The organism is Cohaesibacter marisflavi, from assembly GCF_963665895.2.
Lineage (GTDB): Bacteria > Pseudomonadota > Alphaproteobacteria > Rhizobiales > Cohaesibacteraceae > Cohaesibacter > Cohaesibacter marisflavi.
In genome coordinates this window covers 4,304,241-4,326,129 of sequence record NZ_OY762534.1, presented here as the reverse complement: position 1 = coordinate 4,326,129, position 21,889 = coordinate 4,304,241, and the positions used below count along the sequence as shown (strand labels likewise).

Sequence of the window (21,889 nt, the reverse complement as noted above, 5' to 3'; positions counted from 1 at the left end):
AGTTGCCATCTAGAGACATAAATTTGCCATACAACGACACGACAGTGTGCCGCGATAAACTCAGACAAAACATCAGCCTTTTTGCCTCTGCAACATCCCAGTAAATGCAAAACCGATCTTGCCGAATTTTTCACGGCTATTGGTAGACAAACACCAAAGCACAACGATATAAAGGCCCCAATGTTTACGTTCTGAATACATTGTCATGTATGACAGTAAACTCTGTCGCTTAATCCCAGAAGTTAGTTGAGTTCGCCAATGCATTTTACTCACTTAAAGGCCCTCGAATATGAGAGCATCCATATTATTCGCGAGGTTGCGTCGGAATTCAAAAATCCGGTGATGCTCTACTCGATCGGCAAGGATAGTGCCGTGATGCTGCATCTGGCGCGCAAGGCGTTTTATCCGTCTCGCTTGCCGTTTCCGTTGATGCATGTTGATACGACGTGGAAGTTCCGGGAAATGATCGAGTTCCGCGACCGGATCACCAAGGAATATGACCTTGATCTGATCGTGCATACGAATGAAGAAGGCCGGGCGAACAATGTGAACCCTTTCACCCATGGCTCTTCGCTTTACACGCAGATCATGAAGACGGATGCGCTAAAGCAGGCGCTGACCGCACACAAGTTTGATGCAGCCTTTGGTGGCGCACGACGCGATGAAGAGAAGTCCCGCGCCAAGGAACGCATCTTCTCCTTCCGGACAGAAAATCACAGCTGGGATCCGAAGAACCAGCGTCCGGAGCTTTGGAACATCTTCAACACCCGCACCAAGCCGGGCGAGAGCATCCGGGTCTTCCCTCTGTCCAACTGGACCGAGCAGGATATCTGGCAATATATCATGCTGGAGAATATTCCGATTGTTCCGCTCTATTATGCCAAGGAGCGCCCTGTCGTGAAGCGCGATGGCACCTTGATCATGGTGGATGACGACCGCATGCCGCTCAATGAAGGCGAAGTGCCGGAAATGAAGATGGTGCGCTTCCGCACCCTTGGCTGCTACCCGCTGACGGGCGCGGTTGAAAGCTCGGCCTCGACGCTGGAAGAGATCTTTGAAGAAATGCTGATTGCCCGGACCTCGGAGCGCGAAGGACGCATGATTGATCATGACGACACCGCATCGATGGAGAAGAAGAAAAGGGAGGGCTATTTCTGATGAGCGACGTGGAAACAACCTCGAAATCATCGCTGGAAGGCGGCCAATTTGCCCGTCAGGAAAGCCGCGACATTCTGCGCTTTCTTACCTGTGGCAGTGTTGATGATGGCAAGTCCACCCTGATCGGGCGGCTGCTTTACGATAGCAAGACGATCTTTGAAGATCAGCTCTCTGCGCTGGAAGTGGTCAGCCGCAAGCATGGCACGACCGGGGACGACATGGACCTTGCGCTGCTGCTTGACGGGCTTCAGGCCGAGCAGGAGCAGGGCATCACGATCGACGTGGCCTATCGCTTCTTTGCGTCCGACAAGCGCAAATTCGTTGTCGCCGATACGCCAGGGCATGAGCAATATACCCGCAACATGGCGACCGGTGCGTCCAACTGCGATCTGGCGGTCATTCTGATTGACGCGCGCAAGGGCGTGCTGACCCAGACCCGTCGTCACAGCTTCATCACCTCTCTGATCGGTGTGCGCCATGTGGTGCTGGCGGTCAACAAGATGGACCTGATGGACTTCAGCCAGGAGGTGTTCGACAAGATCGTTGCGGATTATAACGCCTTTGCGCAAGGGTTCGAGTTCGAGACGATCATGGCGGTGCCGATGTCTGCCCGCTATGGCGACAATGTTGTGGTCAAGAGCGACAAGACCCCATGGTATGAAGGCCCGAGCCTTCTGTCCTATCTGGAAGATATCGATGTCGAGAGTGCAGACCGCTCTCTGCCTTTCCGCTTCCCGGTTCAGTGGGTCAACCGTCCGAACCTCAACTTCCGTGGCTATTCGGGCACGGTGGCCTCTGGTGTGGCGCATGTGGGGGACGAACTTGTTGTCGCCAAGTCCGGCAAGGTCTCCAAGATCAAGTCCATCGTGACGATGGATGGGGATTTGCAGGAAGTGGAAGCCGGACAGGCTGTCACGATCACGCTGGAAGACGAGATCGACATCTCGCGCGGCGATCTCCTGGCTCCGCCACAACATCGTCCTCAGGTTACCGACCAGATCTCGGCCCATCTCATCTGGATGGATAGCAGCCGACTGATGGTTGGTCGGGCCTATATCATCAAGATGGGCAACCAGCAGGTTCAGGCGACGGTTACCGAGCTCAAGCACAAGATTGACGTGAACAACGCCTCCCACAAGGATGCGGGCAAGGCGCTGGATCTCAACGAGATCGGCTTCTGCAATATGTCCTTTGCCGAGCCACTGGCGATGGATACCTATGAAGAGAACCCGCATACGGGCTCCTTCATCCTGATCGACCGCTATTCCAACCAGACGGTTGCGGCTGGTCTTGTCTGGTTTGGCCTGCGCCGTGCAGAGAATGTGCATTGGCAGGCGGTTGATGTGGACAAGGCGGCGCGCGCCGAGCAGAAGGGTCAGAAGCCACGGGTTCTGTGGTTCACCGGTCTGTCGGGGTCTGGCAAGTCTACCATTGCCAATCTGGTCGAGAAGAAGCTGCATGGGGAAGGCCGTCACACCTATCTGCTGGATGGGGACAATGTGCGCCATGGCCTCAACCGCGATCTTGGCTTTACCGATGTGGACCGGGTCGAGAATATCCGCCGGATCGGCGAGGTCTCCAAGCTGATGGCTGATGCGGGTCTGATCGTTCTGACCGCCTTCATCTCCCCTTATGCCGCCGAGCGGCGCATGGTGCGCGAGATGCTTGAAGAGGGCGAGTTCATTGAGGTCTATGTTGATACGCCGATGGAAGTGTGTGAAGCACGCGATGTGAAGGGCCTTTACGCCAAAGCTCGCGCGGGCAAGATCGAGAACTTCACAGGCATCGATGCGCCATACCAAGCACCTCGTCATCCTGAAATTTATGTAAATACCGATGAGATGTCTGCCGAAGATGCTGCAGATGCCATTGTCGCGTATTTGACAAAGGACTAATTCATGACGCCTTTTCTCAAGAGCTTGATCGAAGCAGCCCTTTGTGCTTCCGAGACAATTCTGGATATCTACGAAACAGATTTTGATGTCGAAATCAAAGGTGATGATTCACCGGTCACGCAGGCCGACAAGGCAGCCGAGGCCGTCATTCTGAAGCATCTGGCCGCGTTGGCGCCTGATATTCCTGTCGTTGCGGAGGAATCCGCCGCGGAAGGAAATATTCCTGATGTGGATGGAGACTTCTTTCTCGTCGACCCGCTGGACGGAACAAAGGAATTCATCAAGAAGAATGGCGAATTCACGGTCAACATCGCCCTTATTCGCGACAATGTTCCGGTAATGGGTGTGATCTTCACACCTGCCAAAGGCTGGCTCTATGCAGGCGATGTCAGCACTGGCTGCTGGCAGGGAGATGTAGCGGATCCTCGCACGTCTCATGCTATCGAAAACTGGCACGAGATCAAGACGCGCCCAACAACGGATAAGGTCGATGTGGTCGGCTCCAGGTCGCATCATACGCCGGAAGCAGAAGCCTATCTCAAGGACTTCACCGTGGGCGAACAGAAATCTATCGGCTCTTCGCTTAAATTCTGCCTTCTGGCAGCCGGTGAAGCTGATTTATATCCGCGCTTTGGGCGCACGATGGAATGGGATACCGCTGCTGGCGACGCCATTCTCTCAGCGGCCGGCGGCACGGTAATCACACCTGATGGCAAACGCCTGCAATATGGCAAAGTCGTCCAGGATGACGCGCCATTTGCCAACCCGTTTTTCATTGCAAAGACGTTCTGAAGCAGTTTTCAGCGCATAAAAAAGGCCGCTGCGATGAAACGCACAGTGGCCTTTTTTTAATACATCTGTTGTGCGGGCAAGCCTCTCTTACATATAGCCGAGGCTTGTTTCCAACTCACTGTCCAGATTGGTTTTGATGAAAGGCAGATCTTCTTCAGGTATGCTCTTGGGAAATTCAGGGCGAAAATCCTCAAACCGTTTATAATTCTCGAAGGACGCAAAACTTGTGCCTTTTATCTTCTCGAAATTCGGACAGTCGAGAGATGGAAACTTGCTCTTTAAAAGATCAGACAGCGCGCCGGGATTCTGATTGAACCATTCATATTTCATCAAAACCACATTTTCCGCTCTTAAGGGCAAAGACAGAAGATTCTTCAACTTGAGAGCACGAAGTGCCAAGACATTCTCAATCTGCGATCCATCAATCGGATTTCTGTCACCGGGAATTAGTTTTTCGATGATCATATTCTGATCCTGCCGCGGCCTTGGAATGGGATGAGATTCCCATTTTGTCCGAATGAAATCAGAAAACGCCATTTCGTGGAGTTGTTTGGATGCATGCCATGGCTTTTTATGCATACTGAGTAGCCAATCATTCCAGTTTCTGACGATTCCAAAAATCATCAAGTTGGGTGAAACATTCCAAGCCGTAATGAATGCATGCTTCCATCCCCAATTCTTGAACTGCATATCAGGAATAGTATCGAGCTGTGCTTTCAGAAAATTTGTTCCAGAACTGCGCTCACCCAATACTGTAAAGTTGCTGGGCACTTTTTCACCAACCTGGATGTAGTACCCATTTTTCCCTAATTCACTAGCAATTTGCATTGGATTTCTACCTTATTGATTTTAGTGCACCGCTGAAACAGCTCATCACTGCAAATAAATTATCTCAGCACGCCAGACATTTTCTCGAAAGCCCATCGGTCACCAATGATGAAAATCATTAGACGGCATAATGATGTGGTTCAAAACTTAAGCATTCCAGATATCAAACAGAAATGCTTATACTCGCGTTTAACTTGTTCTTAGATCAACCAATGGGTTTCTAAGGGCATATTTACCCAACAAACCCTTGTCCAAAAATGTCTGTTTAAGCTCTTCGCCATTCTGAATTTTTTTGAACGGGCCTACAACACCGTCCTGCCGCTTGAATGTCGGAGGCGTGATGTCAGACGGGAACTCAACCGGAACACCCTGTCCACGAAGATAGAGATATTGTTGTTCCAGAAGAACCGGTTTGGTTACGTTGATATCCGCTTCATAAGAGAAGGTCATATATGACTTTCCAGCCTTACGTACGCGCTCCTCGGAGGCTCTATACCAGCGATCTTCTACCTCGGCCCATTGCATGAATTCGTCAAACTCGATTTCCGGTTTGGTATCCTTGGTGTCTGCATTCACCCAGACATCGGATAGCATCGCCTTTTTGTAGGAAATAAAGGTATCAATACGACTGCGAACAATAAACAAGATCAGGCTATCAGGCTTGACGATCATTTGATCAAGTTCATCTCCGGTCATTTGGTGCGGAAACACCTTATATGAATAGGCCAATTTGCCTGCATTGGTCATAGAATCCCTTAGAATTTCAAGAAATGCCAACCGGTTTTCTGCGACATACTGAGTAAGAGCAGGATCTGTCTGGTCCTGAAAGTCTATGCCAGCCTTTTCGCAAAGACTTTCTAAGACTTCAGGAAAGCGTGCCAATCCAAAAGCACCGCGTGGATTGAAAATCTCGAACAAATTGGCAAAATTATCAAACTCACCAAGACTATCACAGAAATAGTTTGTTCCCGTTCTAGGCGCAGCAATGATCGTGATTTCTCGCGCAGAGGTCATATTATATTCAATTCCTTGTTCTTCGGCTTCAGTGCGACTACCGCAGCTACAAACAGCATATCAATTTATAAAACAAATTTACCGGAAGACAGAAGTTTCTAAATGTCTCCACGCTGTTTTCCCTAACCGAAAGTCACGATAGACTTAATATCAGCTCGCATTCTCAATAAAGGCTCAACCTAACGCTCTGACGGCATAGGTTCACTAAGTCAGTTACACAATCAGGAAGCTTCTTCTAACCCGTTGGCTGTCACTTTGAGTTTCCTCGGAGTAAATTCGATGGCCTCCCCCGATTGACGCAAGCGGTCTATTGCATCAAGGGTTTCTTCCACTTCAAAAACATTGAAATCCCGAAGCAGCTTCGGCGATATTTCCCACCACTTTGATTCCAGCAAACGCTGAATGATCTCATCGGGGAAACGATAGCGGATTACTTTTGCGGGGTTCCCCCCGACAATCGCATAAGGAGGCACATCACTGGTAACATTCGCTCCGCCCGCAATGACCGCACCTGTAGAAATCTGCTTGCCCGACATCAAAGTACAATGCGAGCCGACCCATACATCATGGCCAACCTTGACCGGGCCATATTCTTGCGGAAAGGCAGGGCGCTCGCCTCGATAAACAAAATCGGCAGGAATGTTGCCTTCCTTGTAAAAATCTCCATAGTGCCAAGGATTGGTTGTCAACGCTTCCATGGGATGATGGCCATTCATGACCCGAATACCAACCGCAACGCTGCAGTAGCGTCCTGTTGCCATCCCCAGAAGTGAACGTCCATTATCTGATGCATAGGAAAAAGAGCCCGAATGCATCAGCAGCTTGGTTGGATGACGGGAATATTCTTCAACGACCGATCCGATACGACTGCGAATAACGTCTCCCGGCCTAATTTTCCTTTTCCCTCCGAAAAACTCGATAGACATTTCAGCAAGCAAATCGGAAGTGGTTTGATCCACCTCTACATTTATATACTTAGCCATACAGCGACCACTCCCGAAAATATCAAAGCTTAAAGTGTTCCTTTATAAAAATCAGAATTCCTGCAGGAACTCAAATCTCTTATTCAAAAATATCGCGGCGATTTTTCGCACATCCTTGGCATTGTATCCTGAAGTGGAGACAACTTCCCAAAACGTATGGGCTGGCAATTCTTTCAGCAGAGGATTGGCTCGTTCGAACACTTCGTTCAAAAAGCCCGGAGGCACATAGCGACTGCACCAGAGAATGTGTTTATAGAGCCACTTGGCATAATCCTTCTTGTAGCTCTCAAACAGATCATCCTTCTTGAGTTTATCCAGCATGATCTGAGCATGATCAAAAATCTTGATGAAACGCGTACCGCTCGCACCAATCGTCTGCCCGGTCCGGTTCATGCGATGGACATGGGTAATTTCGTTGAGAAAAAGGAACTTTTCGGCCTTTGTGGTTGTTTCCCAATGAAATGGATTATCCTCGAAAAAGAAATCTCCGACGGGGAAACGAATGGCCTTTTCTTCAAGAAAAGAGCGTCGATAGATTTTGCGCCATGGAAAGGGAGCCATTTCCAGGAGGGTATTTCTCAACCGGTCGGTGCGCCATTCGGCGGCAACCTGTCCCCAGAGATGATGTTCGGGATATTGGCTGTATTTGCCGTCATGGTTCCAATATTCACTGCAGTTGCAAACGATGAAATCTGCTTTGCTTTTCCAAAGCATCTCAACAGCTTGCTTGGTATATTTTGGAATAACCCAATCGTCGCCATCTACAAACAGGACAATGTCGCCAGTCGCCAGATCCAAGCCGGCATTGGCTGCCGTAGCTACACCGCCAATGGTGTTTTTGGAGAAGAATACCGGCTGGATCGACACATCGTGCCGATCATCAGCAATCGCCTTAATAATGGCTTGCGTGCCGTCGTTTGAGCAGTCATCAACCACGATCAATTCAAGGTCATCAAATCCGCAATCAAGCACAGACTGGAGCGTGATGGCCACATATTCTTCAACATTATAGCAAGTGACAATAGCACTAATTTTCACGACGCCACTCCTGGCTTTTGGCTTTGAAAACTTCTATTTCTGCTTGATAGCGCTCTTTCCAGAACAGGCTGGTCTCGCTTTCATCGCGGCATAACCCGTTGATAAGCCAACTGAAAACATCTTCGGTGAAGCCATCATAAGCAGCATAGAGTTCAGCATTGGTTTCATGATGCTGGATCTCTTTTGAAATATCTTCCAGCATAGGAAACAGCTGCAAACGCATTTCACCAATATAGTTGGTCGCACGCTCTCCTTCAGGCGATTCAAAGTGGACCACAAGTGGAGGAGCCCAACCAAGAATACCGAAATAGGAGGATTTGAGAAAGCTCATCCAGTGAGGCTGGATGTCTTCATGATACCGCGCTTCGGGGAAACAGATGCCGCTTTTGACATAGAAGTCGCGGTTATAGGTCTTGTTCCATGGGAAATTTACGGTTTTGAGAACGCCCGGAACCTCACGCAACGAAAACATGCCCGCAGGATATCTGGAGCTTCCGATCGAGGAAAAGAAGGAACGGTCCACTTCGTGCATTTCATATGTCAGAGGATCATCTTCATGCGCGGCCAGATGATACTTATAGATCACAAAGTCTGCGCCATTCTTGAGAACCGATGACTTGATATAGAAAAAGAAGCTATCGCAAATCATGTCATCTGCGTCGATGAAGGTCAGATACTCTCCGCTTGCGAGCGATGCTCCGAGATTTCTGGCAGCGGCTGGCCCGCTATTCTGGTCTTGTTTGTGATAGATCAGCTTGATGTTATTGGGCATTTCGAAGCGCGCAACAACACCCTCGGTGTCATCGGTTGAACAATCGTCAACAACAATCACCTCAAGAGCCTCTTGCCGCCTGGAAAAGAAATCCAAATGGCGTGCAATTCCCTTCTCATCATTATATGCGGGAATCACAAAAGAGTATTCAGCATGGACCATTCTAATAACTACCTACAAAATATAAACATTCGAGAAACCTGCGATCAAACTTTGATATGTTCGATTGCAAAGAGGCTCAAATCAAATTTTGTACCATCAAAGAACCAGATGACCTCAATATTCCGGGCTTCCTGAAGCAGCTCTTCTTCCATTTTGTGAATCACAAACTGCTCCGAGCGTCCATCGGTAAAGACCGTCAGCGGGCTGTTGAACCGGTCAACAAAACGCTCTTCCAGATGATAGCGCACACAGGGGCGGAAAGCCGTCATGCCTTTGCTGTGAGCATCAATCAAGCTGACAATATAGCGAGCGTCTTTCGCCTGAGCGATCGGAACCAGAAAATTGATGGAAATCCATTTTGAATCGGCTCGGTCTTCGACACACAAACGAAGCCCGGTTTCCTCTTGAGCTTGTTCCAACTTGAATTCAATTTTGCTGTCAGGCTGCACATCGACGCGAATGCCACGCGCAAGCTCCACATGCGAAGAGATCTCTTCAGCAGGTTTCGCTGATAGTGCCATCTGTGTTAGCTGATTGAGATCAGCAAAAGGGGCTGCGGCTTCTTCCAGCTCAGAAATAAGTTTGGCAAGAATTGAAGTTTGCATCATTAGTGTCCTTGACGTTTCTTGGCTTTGCAACAGTTCAGCCGAATCCTGCGCGAATACAGACCTGTCCTCGCATAATAAGTGATTTCACGAGAGATTATAGTAGGAAATAACTCTCTCTGCCTTTAGCCTATGGGCCTTATCAGAAGAGCCTGAAATGCCCGAAACCGTATAGCTCCGGGCATATTTTTATCAATCCCGCTCTTGCAGCGCCTTGACGATGAGATCGGATGCCTGCTCTGCAGACATTTTGGCGGTGTTGACATAGATCTCCGGATTGACCGGCTCTTCATATGGCGCATCGATGCCTGTGAAGTTCTCGATCTTGCCCGCGCGAGCTTTGGCGTAAAGGCCCTTCACATCGCGTGCTTCACACACTTCCATCGGCGTATCAACATAGACCTCAATGAACTCGCCCTCTTCAAGCATCTCGCGCACCATGCGCCGCTCGGCGGCATAAGGGGAGATGAAGGCGGTCAGAACGATCAGACCCGCATCAGCCATCAGCTTGGAGACCTCGCCGATCCGGCGGATATTCTCGACCCGGTCCACATCGGTAAAGCCAAGATCGCGGTTGAGGCCATGGCGCACATTGTCCCCATCCAGCAGATAGGTGTGACGGCCTTCCCCATGCAGCTTCTTCTCGACCAGATTGGCAATGGTAGACTTGCCAGACCCCGACAGACCGGTGAACCACAGAACCCGTGGCTTCTGACCCTTCTGCTCGGCGCGCGCCGCCTTGTCCACATCAACCGCCTGCCAATGCACATTCTCTGCACGGCGCAGGCCAAACCAGACAAGACCAGCCGCAACCGTCTGGTTGGAATAGCGGTCGATCAGGATGAAGGAGCCCGTATGCGGGTTCTCTTCATAGGTATCCATCGCCAGTGGCTCGGCAAAGGACATATTGCAGAAGCCGATCTCGTTGAGATCCAGCGCCTTGCCCGCATCCTTGTGGGAGGCGTTGTTCACGTCAATCTTGTGCTTGAGCTCGGTAACCGTCGCCTGAACCTGCTGGTTGCCCATCTTGATGATATAGGCCCGACCAACCATCAGTCGGCTGCTATCCATCCAGATGAGATGGGCCGAGATCTGGTCGGTAACCTGAGGACGATGTTGTGGCGGAGCCAGGAGATCGCCGCGCGAGATGTCGATCTCGTCTTCCAGCGTGATCGTGACAGCCTGTCCGGCTTCCACTTCCTGCAAATCCCCATCCATCGTCACGATGGACTTGATCTTGGAGACCTTGCCGGACTTGGCGACAACAAGTTCGTCCCCCACATGCGCCACACCAGAGGCCACCGTGCCCGAATAGCCACGGAAGTTGAGGTTCGGACGGTTGACCCACTGAACCGGGAAGCGGAAAGGCAGAGAGCGGTCTGCACTCTCGACATCGATATCTTCCAGATAGGACAGAAGGCTCGGGCCTTCATACCATGGGGTCTTGTCGCTCTTGACCACAACATTGTCGCCATAGCGGGCAGACATCGGCACCGCCATGATCGTCTCGAACTCGAACCCTTGCGCAAAGGCGTTATAATCCGCAACGATCTTGTCGAACACCTCCTGGCTGAAGTCCATCAGGTCCATCTTGTTGACCGCCAGCACCACATGGCGCACACCGATCAGAGAGGTGATGAAGCTGTGACGACGGGTCTGGGTCAGCACGCCCTTGCGCGCGTCAATCAGAATGACCGCCAGATCGCAGTTGGACGCACCGGTCGCCATGTTGCGGGTATATTGCTCATGCCCTGGCGTATCGGCGACAACGAATTTGCGCTTGTCGGACGCAAAGAAGCGATAGGCCACGTCGATCGTGATGCCCTGCTCCTGCTCGGCCTGAAGCCCGTCAAGCAGCAGCGCAAGGTCCATGTCGTCCCCGGTCGTGCCATGCTTGCGGCTGACCACTTCCAGCGCAGAGAGCTGATCTTCAAAGATCGTCTTGCTATCGTAAAGCAGCCGCCCGATCAGGGTGGACTTGCCATCATCAACACTGCCACAGGTAAGAAAGCGCAGAATGTCGCGGCTTTCCTGACGGGCAAATTGGCCGCCTTCCAGCGATGATTTCGAGGTTGTTTCCACGTCGCTCATCAGAAATAGCCCTCCCTTTTCTTCTTCTCCATCGATGCGGTGTCGTCATGATCAATCATGCGTCCTTCGCGCTCCGAGGTCCGGGCAATCAGCATTTCTTCAAAGATCTCTTCCAGCGTCGAGGCCGAGCTTTCAACCGCGCCCGTCAGCGGGTAGCAGCCAAGGGTGCGGAAGCGCACCATCTTCATTTCCGGCACTTCGCCTTCATTGAGCGGCATGCGGTCGTCATCCACCATGATCAAGGTGCCATCGCGCTTCACGACAGGGCGCTCCTTGGCATAATAGAGCGGAACAATCGGAATATTCTCCAGCATGATATATTGCCAGATATCCTGCTCGGTCCAGTTGGACAGAGGGAAGACCCGGATGCTCTCGCCCGGCTTGGTGCGGGTGTTGAAGATGTTCCAAAGCTCCGGACGCTGGTTCTTCGGATCCCAGCTGTGATTTTCTGTCCGGAAGGAGAAGATGCGTTCCTTGGCGCGGGACTTCTCTTCATCGCGTCGTGCGCCACCAAAGGCTGCATCAAACTTGTGTGCGGTCAGCGCCTGCTTTAGCGCATCCGTCTTCATGATCTGCGTGTAAAGCGAAGAGCCATGGGTGAAAGGGTTCACATTGTTCGCCCGGCCTTCTTCATTCGTATGCACGATCAGATCAAGGTCATATTCCTTGGTGATCCGGTCGCGGAACTCGATCATTTCCCGGAACTTCCACGTCGTATCAACATGCATCAACGGAAACGGCAAGCGAGACGGATAAAACGCCTTGCGCGCCAGATGCAGCATCACGGCACTATCCTTGCCGATCGAGTAGAGCATCACCGGATTTTTGAATTCCGACGCAACCTCGCGAATAATATGGATGCTCTCATATTCGAGGGCCTTTAAGTGAGTAAAATGCATTGGCGAACTCAACTAACTTCTGGGATTAAGCGATAATAACAGCTTCACCTATTATCAAATTCAGCGCGTTTGTATACCCCTTGAAGCTGTAAAACTTGTCGACATTCATCCGTGTTCTCAAGAAGGGCACCTTTAAACACGCAAGACGATACAAGAGTACTAGTCCGAGCCGAACAGATCCCGTGTGAAAACCTTCTCCGTCACGTCCTGTATTTCCTTGGCCATTCTGTTTGCCACGATGATATCGGACATAGACTTGAACTCGGCAAGATCCGTGATCACGGGTGAATTGAAGAAATGCTCTTCATCCAGAGAGGGCTCATAAACGATCACTTCAATCCCCTTGGACTTGATGCGCTTCATGATCCCCTGAATCGAGGAACTGCGGAAATTATCCGAGTTGGCCTTCATCACCAAGCGGTAGATACCAACCGTTTTGGGTTGCTTGGCGATAATCGTATCCGCAATGAAATCCTTGCGCGTCGTATTGGCATCAACGATCGCCCGGATGAGCACCTGAGGCACCTGAGAATAATTGGCCAACAGCTGCTTGGTGTCTTTAGGCAAGCAATAGCCGCCATAGCCAAAGGAGGGATTGTTATAGTGATCGCCGATGCGTGGATCAAGCCCGACACCATCGATCAACTGACGCGTATTCATGCCAAAGGCCATGGCATAACTGTCCAGCTCATTGAAATAGGCAACACGCATGGCAAGATAGGTGTTGGAAAAGAGCTTGATGGCTTCCGCTTCGCACGCATCTGTGAAAAGCACTGGCGCATCTTTCTTAACCGCCCCCTCAATCAGCAGATCGGCGAACTGTCTGGCGCGCTCGGACTTCTCCCCCACGATGATGCGCGAAGGGTAGAGATTGTCATAAAGCGCATGCCCTTCACGCAAAAATTCGGGCGAAAAGACCACCTGCGCGGTGTCCATCCGAGCGCGCACATCATCAACAAATCCAACCGGAATGGTCGACTTGATTATGATTGTCGCGGTGCTATTGACCGCCATGACTGCCCGGATAACAGCTTCCACCGACTCGGTGTTGAAATAGTTGGTTTCAGGATCGTAATTGGTTGGCGTAGCAACCACGACAAAATCAGCATCCAGATAGGCGCTCGCCCCGTCAGCCGTTGCAGTAAGATCAAGAGCGCGGGTTGCAAGAAAATCCTCAATCTCATCATCAACAATCGGGCTTTTCTTGTCATTCAGCATCTGAACCTTGTTTTCGCTGATATCGACCGCGACAACCTCGTGATTTTGCGCAAACAAGATAGCGTTCGACAAGCCCACATAGCCAATACCTGCCACTGCAATTTTCATTTCATACAACCCGTCAATAGACCATCTGCAAATATGCGCCCCGAAATACCGAACCACTTCTACTTCATTATTCAGGCAGCGTCCAACATGTCCGTCATATGCAGAGCAAATGAGCACAAAATTTGTCAGCCCGGCCCAATCGCTTGAGAAGAGAGGAAAAAGCCCCCCCAAAAAAGCTCGACAAGCAGAGCGTCAAAGATAGGGTGCCCCTCTTCCCAGCAAATCCTGACATAGCATAAACCCTGTTACACTATTTTGACCATTTGGTTCACAAGAGCAGGTGAGCGAGGGAACGCCAGCCTCACCATAAAACGCAAAAACCCGCCATCTCTGGCGGGTTCTGACATATCATTCAAAGGCCGAGCCTTATTCTTCAGCAGCCACCGGCTGGGGGGCTTCAGGAGCAGCAGGCGCTGCTTCGCCGTCTTTTTCACCGGCCACAGGTCTCTTGCGCGAGCGATAGGTGGTGCGGCGGCGGCGGCGCGGAGCCTCGTCCTTGCCGTCTTCGTCCCCATCTGCTGCAGCTTTTGGTGTCCGTTTCCTTTTCGGCTTTTCCTCAGGCTTCGGCTCTTCATCAGACTTCTCAATAACGGCCACTTCCATTTCAACAGCGGTATTTTCAAAACCACTGATCTCCGGCTGCGGTTCATCACCGGTAATCTCGGGCTGAGAGGCTGGTTTTGCACGGGCCGGACGCTCGGAATTGGATGGCTGGTCGCTATTGGAATTATTATTGCGCGCGTCATCGCGGGAAGAAGACTGCGCAGCAGCTATGATGCGCAAATAATGCTCGGCATGCTGATAGTAGTTCTCGGACATGACCATATCGCCGGACGCCAAGGCATCCCTTGCAAGAGACTGATATTTCTCTGCAATATGGCTCGCTGTACCTCGAATCTTTACATCAGGTCCATTGCTATCATAGGAGCGGGACAGCGGATTGGATGGCTTGCGCCCGCGACTGCGTGTCCGGCTGCTTTTCTGGCTCTGTCGCATTGTTTTTCTCTCGTAAATAGGCCGACCAAAAGGTTCAGCAAGGCAAACTGATTGCCAAATGTCCCCACGGACACGTGCCCTGACCTGATCTCGCAGACCATAACACCGCGTTGTCAACCTGTTTGAAAAGTCACGAGCTATATCGATTCAACGATCGAGTTGCTTCTTTGACTGAATAAAATCTGAAATCCGCTACGGGGACCCTAAAAATACAGATGAATCTGAGAGGAACCCCACCGCCAGCTGTCTTTTGCTACGCAAATCAGCCGGATTTTGCTCTTGGTGATTTCAATCTATCGAGTTACGTCACAAATTCAAGCCCATTGGCGTTTTTTTGTCAGACCGCACGCCGTGCTTTCAACAGAAGTTTGGCAAAAAGGCTAATTTTGACGGCTTTGCAGCAATAAAATTCGGTTTTGCCCCCCAAGATCCTTCAAAATATGGCCATCTTCACCAATCGCAGATGTCAAACCGCTCTTGCAGGCGACAGCGCATACCGCGTCAGCCTGGCGATAACCGAATTCGAACGCCATGATGGATGGCTTCACCTCCCACGCTGCAATTGCAGAGAAGAGCGCCTCATAGGCCTCTAGCCCTGTCTCTCCAGACACCAGAGCACTGGTCGGATCATAGTCGGCGACATCTTTTTCTATGTCGCCCATTTCATCAGCAGCCAGATAGGGTGGGTTGGAGATCAGAATATCCATACCTCCGGCAAAAGCCTCGGCATAGCTGGCCCGCAGAAACGCGCAACGCTCCGAAAAGCCCAGATCCAACGCATTCTGCCGCGCCACCGAGAGCGCAGCCGAGCTGATATCCGATCCTACACCAAACGCATTGGGCAATTCAGACAAGAGCGAGAGCAACAGGCAGCCCGTACCAGTCCCGATATCAACAATGGAGAGTGGCGCCTGTTTGCTTTTCACCGCATCAAGCACCGCCGCCACAAGCGTTTCACTATCGGGGCGCGGCACAAGCGTATCAGCGGTCACCTTGAAAGGCAGCCCCCAGAACTCGCGATAGCCCAGAATATGCGCAATGGGTTCTCTCGTAAGCCGTCGCTCGACCAGCCCGTCCAGCAGACGGATCTCATCAGACTGAAGGGCTCTGTCAAATTGCAGAATGATATCGGTTTCCGACAGGCCCAATCCATGACAAGCCAGCAACCGGGCATCAAGGCGCGCGGTTTCGATGCCTTCTTGCGCCAGAGCCCTCGACATTCCTGCGATCATCTGATCCAAACGCATGACACGCCTTCCGGCTCCAGACAGCCCACATTAAGCAAGCTGCAGCAAATTAAACCGCATCGTCTTCAACAGCGGCCAACAATTGCGCCTGATTTTCTGCAATCAGGGCATCGATCAATTCACCCAGCGCTTCACCGGCCAGAATCTTGTCCAACTTATAGAGCGTGAGATTGATACGATGATCCGTCACGCGCCCTTGCGGGAAGTTATAGGTGCGAATGCGCTCGGACCGGTCACCCGATCCAACCTGCCCGCGTCGCTCTTCAGACCGTTCGCTATCAGCGCGATCCCGCTCGGCTTCATAAAGACGAGCCTGTAGCACTTTCATCGCGTTGGCACGGTTCTGATGCTGGGATTTCTCCGAAGACGTTACCACTATGCCCGTTGGCAAATGGGTGATGCGGACTGCGGAGTCCGTCGTGTTCACATGCTGACCACCGGCACCGGATGCTCGCATGGTATCGATGCGGATATCATCAGGGCGAATGTCGATATCCACCTCTTCAGCCTCCGGCAACACCGCCACCGTTGCAGCAGAAGTATGAATACGCCCGCCGGATTCGGTTTCCGGCACGCGCTGCACTCGGTGAACACCGGATTCATATTTCATTTTGGCGAACACCCCGACGCCTGACACGCTGGCAATGATTTCCTTATAGCCGCCCATATCGCCTTCGCTGACAGACATGACCGAAACTTTCCAGCCATGATCCTCGGCATAGCGCTGATACATGCGAAACAGATCACCCGCAAACAGGGCTGCCTCGTCGCCACCCGTTCCGGCCCGCACCTCCAGAATGGCGCTCTTGTTATCAGCGGCATCCTTCGGCAAAAGCAGGATTTGCAGCTCGGCTGCAAGTTCCTCGATCTTTTCTTCCGTGGGCTTGACATCCTCATATGCCAAATCGCGCATGTCGGAATCCATCTCGGGGTCGTTCAGAATTTCCTGAAGATCCTCAAGCTCCTTGAGAGCCGCCAGATAATCACGGGACTTGATGGCCACCGGCTCCAACTCTGCATAATCCCGGCTTAGCTTAACATAGACATCAGGCTCAGGCCCCGCCGCCATTTCAGCCGACAGGGCATCAAACCGTTGTATGAGGGCTTCAACGCGCCCAAGCGGAATGGAAACACCAACCATTTTATTCAGTCCTGTTGCAAGCGGCCAAAAGCATGACACGCGTCCATCGCACAATGCCGCAGCCCGAACTGCAGTAAAGTCGAGTGGCACGATGTGTCGCTAAAGATTTCCGGCCGGAATGTGAATGTCGTAACGCTCGGCAAAATCCTGAAGGAATTGCTTGATTTCATCGGCATGCACGGCTTTGGCAAGCGCTTCGGCGAATTCCGCCTCAAGCTGCTCTAGCGGCAGTTCCAGCAACATGGCCTTGACCGGCCCAACCGAAGAGGGGGCCATGGACAAGCGACGATAGCCAATGGCCAAAAGCGCCATCGCGCCGGTTGCCCTGCCAGCCAACTCACCGCACACGGTCACCGGCACCCCTTTTTCCAAGCCCTTGTCAATAATGCTCTTCAAGGCGCGCAGGAAAGAGGGCGTTAGAGAACTATACCGCCCCGAAAGGCGCGTATTGCCCCGATCACATGCCATCATGAACTGGTGCAGATCGTTTGTACCAATCGAAATGAAATCGGCGCGATCCAGCAAGGCATCCAGCTGGAACAGCAGAGACGGCACTTCAAGCATGGCGCCAAGATGGATCTTCTTGGGCTTTTCATAGCCATGCCGCTCCAAGTGCGCCACCTCGCGCATGAAGAGATCCTTGGCTTCTTCGAATTCGAAGACATCGGTGATCATGGGGAACATCAGGCGCAGCGACCGACCAGCGGCCGCATGCAGCAAGGCGCGCATCTGTGTGCGCAACAGCCCCGGACGATCCAGCCCGAGCCGAATGGCGCGCCAGCCCATGGCCGGATTTTCTTCCGCCGCCATGCGCAAGAAGGCCAAAACCTTATCCCCGCCCACATCAAGAGAGCGGAATGTCACGGGCATTTCAGCCGCGCTGTCCAGCACCTGCCGATACACCTTCTCCTGCTCACGCATGCGCGGGAAGCTGGCCGCGACCATGAATTGCAGCTCGGTGCGGAACAGGCCGATACCCTTGGCCCCTGCCCCTGTCATATTGGGCAAGTCCACCAGCAAACCGGCATTCATGTAAAGATCGACAGGAACCCCGTCCTTGGTGACAGCGGGTTTGTCGCGCAACTTGCGATATTGCTCCTGCCTATGAGCACGGAACTTGACCTGATCGACATAGGACGCCTCGACATCTGCCGGAGGGCGCATATGCACATGACCAGTATCGCCGTCGACAATGATCGGATCGCCATCTTCGCACAGGTTAACCGCTGTCGAAACCTGCCCGACTGTGGGAATACCAAGCGCTCTGGCAACGATCACCACATGACTGGTAGGCGCCCCTTCTTCCAGCACAAGACCGCGCACCCGATCCCGCCCGTAATCAAGCAGCTCGGCTGCGCCCATATTGCGCGCCACGATGATGGAATCTGTAGGCTTCTCGCCGTTCTTGTCTGCCAGTTGGTCGCCATTCAGCTTACGCATCAAGCGGTTGGCAAGATCATCAAAGTCATGCAATCGATCCCGCAAATAGGGATCGGTCGATCGCAACAGCCGCGCCCGCGTATCACTCTGCACACGTTCAACCGCAGCTTCCGCCGTCAGGCCCGTGTGGATCGCCTCGATCATCCGGCGCACCCAACCACGATCATAGGCAAACATGCGGTAGGCTTCCAGAATGTCACGATGCTCGCCAACATGAGAGATATCGTCACGATTGAGCAGATCGTCAACGGACAGGCGCAGATGCTCGATCGCCGCTTCCAGGCGTTTTTCTTCGGCCAGCGCGTCTTCGGCGATCAGATTGGTGACCACGATCCGCGGCTCATGCAGCACCACGCGCCCAAGGCCGAGCCCTTCGGCCATGGAGAGACCTTCCAGCCGCAACGGACGCACCAGATCAAGATCGGCACCGGGGCCGGACATGCCCTTGAGCTCACCCGAGGCGATCAGCTCAGCCAGCACCATTGCCGTGGTTTGCAGCGCCTCGACTTCCTCATCGGAATAGACACGCTGTGTCTTGTTCTGTACGACCAGAACACCCAGCGTCCGCCCGGATCGCAGGATCGGCACACCCAGAAAGGCATGATAGATTTCTTCACCCGTCTCGGGGCGATAGGCAAAGGCGGGATGCTCTTGCGGTTCGGAAAGATTGAGGATACGGGCTTCGGACGCGATATGGCCGACAAGACCTTCCCCGACCTGCAGGCGCGTTTCATGCACAGCCAGTGGGTTCAGACCTTCGGTCGCATAGAGTTCCAGCAGGTTATCGGACCGAAGAACATAGACAGAGCAAACCTCGGCCACCATGTTGGCCGCGATCAATCGCACAATCTCGTTTAATCGTTCCTGCGCATCGGTCGGCTTTGCCATCGTCTCGCGAAGGCGCCGAAGAAGGATACGCGGCCCAGCCAGATTTCCCCGCATCCGGGTTTCTCCGATTTTCCGCTTTTGTCATTAAGGGCCACTCACGTGTCACCCTTGCACGAATTCACCATTGCTCTGCATGAGGCCATAAAGAAGCGACATATTGGCAATTGGGATTCGTCTCATGCGCACTATGGCACGAGGCGATCAGACAGATCAATCATCTGCCCGGTTTTTAGAATGATTGAAAAGACACTCCAAACTGGAACAGCAAGACGAAAAGAGGAGGCCTGCAATGAGGCTTCCTCTCCCTATCACTCTATTTCTCATCCAGACCATAAAGCGAGTGCAGTGCACGCACTGCCAACTCGGCATATTCGGCGTCGATCAGGATGGAAATCTTGATCTCGGACGTCGTAATGGCACGAATGTTGATACCTTTGTCTGCCAATGCCTTGAAGGCCTTGGAAGCAACGCCAGCATGACTGCGCATACCGATACCGATCACAGAAACCTTCACCACATCGGTCGAGCCTTGCAGCATGTTATAGTTAATGTTGCCGCGCGCCTGCTCAAGCACATCCTTTGCGCGCTCGAAATCACCTTTGGGCACGGTAAAGGTCATGTCGGTGATCGTGCCGTCTTCAGAAATATTCTGAACGATCATGTCAACATTAATGTTGGCCTCGGAGAGAGGACCAAAGACATGTGCAGCGATACCCGGCTTGTCTTCGAGCCGACGCAGAGAGATTTGCGCTTCGTCCTTTGAGAAGGCAATTCCGGTTACTACCTGTTTTTCCACAATCTCATCCTCATCACAGATCAAAGTTCCGATGGGCTGGTCCGTATTCATAAGTTCTGGCGCATCTGGCTCGACAAAAGAGGACCGCACGAAGGTACGCACATTATGCACCATCGCCATTTCAACAGAGCGCACCTGCATGACTTTCGCGCCGAGCGAAGCCATTTCCAGCATTTCCTCGAAAGAAATATGCTCAAGCCGTCGCGCTTCGGGCACGATCCGCGGGTCGGTGGTGTAAACCCCGTCCACATCGGTGTAGATATCGCATCGGTCTGCATTGATTGCCGCAGCGATTGCCACTGCGCTGGTGTCGGACCCGCCGCGCCCCAATGTCGAAATGCGATTATCCGGAGCGATGCCCTGGAACCCGGCCACAACGGCCACCTGGTTCATTTCAAGACGCTCGATCAAAACCGACCCATCGATCTCTTCAATGCGAGCAGCACCATGCACACTGTTGGTTTTAAAAGGAATTTGCCACCCGAGCCAAGACCGGGCATCGACGCCCATATTCTGCAGGGTCAAAGCGAGAAGCCCCGATGTCACCTGTTCGCCTGAGGAAACAACGGTATCATATTCACGCGCATCATAGAGCGGAGACGCTTCCTGCACCCAACCAACCAGTTCGTTGGTTTTACCCGCCATGGCAGAAACCACAACGGCCACCTGATTGCCTGCGTCCACTTCACGCTTCACATGTCGGGCAACGCGTCTGATGCGCTCGATATCAGCAACAGACGTACCCCCGAACTTCATGACAAGACGAGCCATTCACTATCGCTTTCTGTCACTGGTTTTTACGTTTTAAGCGGCTCAATCATAAGGGCTGATTGACCTTGCCGCCGGTTGCGCATAGTCATACTCGGCAGTTGCCTCTCATGCAAGCTTTCAAAGGCTTGACTTTTCCATTTGCGGAAAGAAGTTATTGATAACATGACAGGCACAACCAATCCAAAGGCCATTCCGTTTCGTACAATCTCGCAAAAGACGAAAAGCCAACAAGGGGCAGACAATGACATCCCAGAGCACCAAGGAAGCGCAAGCAAAAGCAACCACCGTCGACGACGAAGAGATTGCCCGTTTTTCTGCAATGGCTCAGGAATGGTGGAGCCCCAAGGGCAAATTTCGCCCGCTTCACAAGTTCAATCCCACACGCGTCGCCTATCTGCGCGAGACGCTTCTGAGCCATTTCGGCCTTGACGCAAAGGCTAAGACTCCCCTTGAGGGCCTTGATATTCTCGACGTCGGCTGCGGCGGGGGCCTCCTGTGCGAACCACTCTGCCGGCTAGGCGCCAATGTCGTTGGCGTTGATGCCTCAGAGACCAACATCGGCATTGCCTCCACCCACGCCAGTGAAAATGATCTGGACATCACCTACCGGGCAACAACGGCAGAAACCCTCGTTGCAGAAGGGGCCAAGTTCGATGTGGTTCTGACCATGGAAGTGGTCGAGCATGTATCAGACGTGGATCTGTTCATCTCCGAATGCGCGAGCATGGTTAAGCCCGGAGGACTGATGCTGATCGCAACCCTTAACCGGACCCTTAAATCTCATGCGCTGGCCATCGTAGGGGCCGAATATATTCTGCGCTGGCTGCCCGTCGGCACACACACCTGGGACAAATTCGTAACACCGGACGAACTGGAACGCGCCCTTGCCCCCACCGGGCTGGATGTCGTCGAGAAGGTCGGGGTCACTTACAACCCCCTGTTCGATAAATGGTCTCGCTCAAAGGATCTCGACGTCAATTACATGGTGCTTTGCTCCCGCAGGTCAACACAATAAAAGAGCAGGTAAAAACAACCACCACCCTAGGT

General features: G+C 52.4%; 18 protein-coding genes. 4 read left to right on the top strand and 14 right to left on the bottom strand.

The window, feature by feature from the left end:
• The first annotated feature begins 258 nt into the window (after positions 1 to 258).
• From cysD (ACKPCT_RS20250) to cysQ, 3 genes are read left to right on the top strand one after another with little or no spacing between them, the layout of a single operon-like run.
• Positions 259 to 1,158, top strand: a complete 900-nt coding sequence (gene cysD, locus ACKPCT_RS20250; RefSeq protein WP_090074119.1) for a sulfate adenylyltransferase subunit CysD — start codon at positions 259 to 261, stop codon at positions 1,156 to 1,158.
• Positions 1,158 to 3,053, top strand: a complete 1,896-nt coding sequence (cysN, locus tag ACKPCT_RS20245) for a sulfate adenylyltransferase subunit CysN (protein WP_319567805.1) — start codon at positions 1,158 to 1,160, stop codon at positions 3,051 to 3,053. The genes cysD (ACKPCT_RS20250) and cysN (ACKPCT_RS20245) overlap by 1 nt, the downstream gene beginning before the upstream one ends.
• 3 nt (positions 3,054 to 3,056) lie before the next feature.
• Positions 3,057 to 3,845: a 3'(2'),5'-bisphosphate nucleotidase CysQ gene (cysQ, locus tag ACKPCT_RS20240; RefSeq protein WP_090075761.1), complete on the top strand. Its 789-nt coding sequence runs from the start codon at positions 3,057 to 3,059 to the stop codon at positions 3,843 to 3,845.
• A gap of 87 nt (positions 3,846 to 3,932) precedes the next feature.
• Here cysQ and ACKPCT_RS20235 read toward each other — a convergent pair whose 3' ends face one another.
• The 14 genes from ACKPCT_RS20235 to ACKPCT_RS20170 all read right to left on the bottom strand — a co-directional run bounded on the left by ACKPCT_RS20235 (position 3,933) and on the right by ACKPCT_RS20170 (position 20,842).
• Positions 3,933 to 4,673 (bottom strand): hypothetical protein, encoded by a 741-nt coding sequence (locus ACKPCT_RS20235; RefSeq protein ID WP_139229384.1) that lies wholly within the window; start codon positions 4,671 to 4,673, stop codon positions 3,933 to 3,935.
• 189 nt (positions 4,674 to 4,862) lie between these two features.
• A complete protein-coding gene (locus ACKPCT_RS20230; protein ID WP_090075763.1) occupies positions 4,863 to 5,687 on the bottom strand; it encodes a hypothetical protein in 825 nt (274 codons plus the stop codon).
• Positions 5,688 to 5,908: 221 nt separating this feature from the next.
• Positions 5,909 to 6,670: a CatB-related O-acetyltransferase gene (locus ACKPCT_RS20225; RefSeq protein ID WP_319567804.1), complete on the bottom strand. Its 762-nt coding sequence runs from the start codon at positions 6,668 to 6,670 to the stop codon at positions 5,909 to 5,911.
• Positions 6,671 to 6,721: 51 nt separating this feature from the next.
• Positions 6,722 to 7,708: a glycosyltransferase family 2 protein gene (locus ACKPCT_RS20220; protein ID WP_319567803.1), complete on the bottom strand. Its 987-nt coding sequence runs from the start codon at positions 7,706 to 7,708 to the stop codon at positions 6,722 to 6,724.
• Positions 7,698 to 8,642, bottom strand: a complete 945-nt coding sequence (locus tag ACKPCT_RS20215) for a glycosyltransferase family A protein (RefSeq protein WP_090075767.1) — start codon at positions 8,640 to 8,642, stop codon at positions 7,698 to 7,700. The genes ACKPCT_RS20220 and ACKPCT_RS20215 overlap by 11 nt, the downstream gene beginning before the upstream one ends.
• Positions 8,643 to 8,686: 44 nt before the next feature.
• Positions 8,687 to 9,250: a hypothetical protein gene (locus tag ACKPCT_RS20210; RefSeq protein ID WP_319567802.1), complete on the bottom strand. Its 564-nt coding sequence runs from the start codon at positions 9,248 to 9,250 to the stop codon at positions 8,687 to 8,689.
• Positions 9,251 to 9,439: 189 nt separating this feature from the next.
• Positions 9,440 to 11,338 carry a sulfate adenylyltransferase subunit CysN gene (gene cysN / locus ACKPCT_RS20205; RefSeq protein ID WP_319567801.1) on the bottom strand — a complete coding sequence of 633 codons (1,899 nt, stop codon included), beginning with the start codon at positions 11,336 to 11,338 and terminating at the stop codon, positions 9,440 to 9,442.
• Positions 11,338 to 12,237: a sulfate adenylyltransferase subunit CysD gene (gene cysD / locus ACKPCT_RS20200; protein WP_090074119.1), complete on the bottom strand. Its 900-nt coding sequence runs from the start codon at positions 12,235 to 12,237 to the stop codon at positions 11,338 to 11,340. The genes cysN (ACKPCT_RS20205) and cysD (ACKPCT_RS20200) overlap by 1 nt, the downstream gene beginning before the upstream one ends.
• 159 nt (positions 12,238 to 12,396) lie before the next feature.
• On the bottom strand, positions 12,397 to 13,563 hold the full coding sequence (locus tag ACKPCT_RS20195) for a nucleotide sugar dehydrogenase (protein WP_090075676.1): 1,167 nt from the start codon (positions 13,561 to 13,563) through the stop codon (positions 12,397 to 12,399).
• A 366-nt stretch (positions 13,564 to 13,929) separates the two neighbouring features.
• Positions 13,930 to 14,559 carry a DUF4167 domain-containing protein gene (locus ACKPCT_RS20190; protein WP_319567800.1) on the bottom strand — a complete coding sequence of 210 codons (630 nt, stop codon included), beginning with the start codon at positions 14,557 to 14,559 and terminating at the stop codon, positions 13,930 to 13,932.
• A 380-nt stretch (positions 14,560 to 14,939) separates the two neighbouring features.
• Entirely contained in the window at positions 14,940 to 15,806 is an 867-nt protein-coding gene (gene prmC, locus ACKPCT_RS20185) for a peptide chain release factor N(5)-glutamine methyltransferase (protein WP_319567799.1), read from the bottom strand.
• A gap of 49 nt (positions 15,807 to 15,855) precedes the next feature.
• A complete protein-coding gene (gene prfA / locus ACKPCT_RS20180) occupies positions 15,856 to 16,947 on the bottom strand; it encodes a peptide chain release factor 1 (protein WP_319567798.1) in 1,092 nt (363 codons plus the stop codon).
• Between the two features lie 99 nt (positions 16,948 to 17,046).
• The gene (ptsP, locus tag ACKPCT_RS20175) at positions 17,047 to 19,329 is read right to left on the bottom strand and encodes a phosphoenolpyruvate--protein phosphotransferase (RefSeq protein ID WP_090075672.1); all 2,283 of its coding nucleotides are present in this window, start codon (positions 19,327 to 19,329) and stop codon (positions 17,047 to 17,049) included.
• A 259-nt stretch (positions 19,330 to 19,588) separates the two neighbouring features.
• On the bottom strand, positions 19,589 to 20,842 hold the full coding sequence (locus ACKPCT_RS20170; protein ID WP_090075671.1) for an aspartate kinase: 1,254 nt from the start codon (positions 20,840 to 20,842) through the stop codon (positions 19,589 to 19,591).
• A gap of 241 nt (positions 20,843 to 21,083) precedes the next feature.
• Here ACKPCT_RS20170 and ubiG point away from each other — a divergent pair, with 241 nt between their 5' ends.
• A complete protein-coding gene (gene ubiG, locus ACKPCT_RS20165) occupies positions 21,084 to 21,857 on the top strand; it encodes a bifunctional 2-polyprenyl-6-hydroxyphenol methylase/3-demethylubiquinol 3-O-methyltransferase UbiG (protein ID WP_319567797.1) in 774 nt (257 codons plus the stop codon).
• Positions 21,858 to 21,889: the final 32 nt, after the last annotated feature.